This window comes from Arenimonas sp. (assembly GCF_019459675.1).
GTDB lineage: Bacteria > Pseudomonadota > Gammaproteobacteria > Xanthomonadales > Xanthomonadaceae > Arenimonas.
Genome location: NZ_JAIBFH010000139.1, coordinates 1 through 1,087 on the forward strand (window position 1 = coordinate 1; position 1,087 = coordinate 1,087).

Consider the following 1,087-nt stretch of genomic DNA (forward strand, 5'->3'; position numbering starts at 1 on the left):
TTTTTTCTTTTTTTCTCCCCCGACGCCAACGCATGGCAGCCCGGCAAGGATGGCGACTTCACTGTCGGGGCAAACACCGCCTACGCCAGCTTGGCCCCCGTCCGCATTACCACCCTGGCGTCGGCGGCGACGGCGGGAGCCACCACGCTCACCCTTGCCAACACCGCCGGCATTTCGTCCGGCGATGTGTTGATGGTCTACCAGGCGCAGGGCGCCACCATCGGTTCGGGCAACACGGCGGCCTATGGGGCCGTGTCCGCGCTGGGCAATGCCGGCCGGTTCGAGCTGGTGAGTGTGTTGGGCGTGGTGGGCAGCACCGTCACCCTCAGCCCGGCCTGCGGCGTTGCGCCGCTGCGCTTCTCGTATGCGAACGCCAGCCAGGTGATCCGCGTGCCGCAGTACGGCAACCTGACCATCTCGGCCGGCGCCACGCTCAGTGCGCCGCTTTGGAACGGCACCACCGGCGGCGTAATGCCGCTGCTTGTCCAGAACAACCTCGTGATCAACGGTGCGGCGTCCGCGTCGGGTGCCGGCTTCCGCGGTGGCGTGCTCGACAACGTGACCACCGCTGCGGGTACGGACGTCACGCTGTTCCGCGGCGCAACCGACGCCGATGGTGCCGAGAAAGGTGAGGGCATTGCCGGCTTCCAGGCCCAGTACGACGCGCTCAACGGCCGCTACGGCCGCGGTGCGCCGGCCAACGGCGGCGGCGGCGGCAACGCCCACAACGGCGGCGGCGGCGGCGGTGCCAACGGTGGTTCGCCTGCCAGCTGGAACGGGCAGGGCAATCCCAGTCTTGCCACGCCCGGTTGGGCGGCCGCCTGGAATATTGACGGGACGCTGACCTCCACCACGACCTCTTCGGGCGGCGGCCGGGGCGGCTACACCTTCGGCAACAGCAACCAGAACGCGCTGGCGCTGGCGCCCGGCAACGCCTCGTGGGGCGGCAACAGCCGGCGGGAGCGGGGCGGCCTGGGCGGCCGACCGCTGGCCAACAATCCTTCCACGGCCGCCGACACGCGCCTGTTCCTGGGCGGCGGCGGTGGCGCCACCAACCAGCGCCTGCTGATTAGCAAGCGCGGCTCAA

At 70.3% G+C, this 1,087-nt stretch carries 1 pseudogene; it reads left to right on the forward strand.

Annotated features, from left to right (window positions below):
- Positions 1 to 90: 90 nt before the first annotated feature.
- Positions 91 to 1,087: pseudogene (locus K0M70_RS05035) on the forward strand (hypothetical protein); the annotation flags it as partial.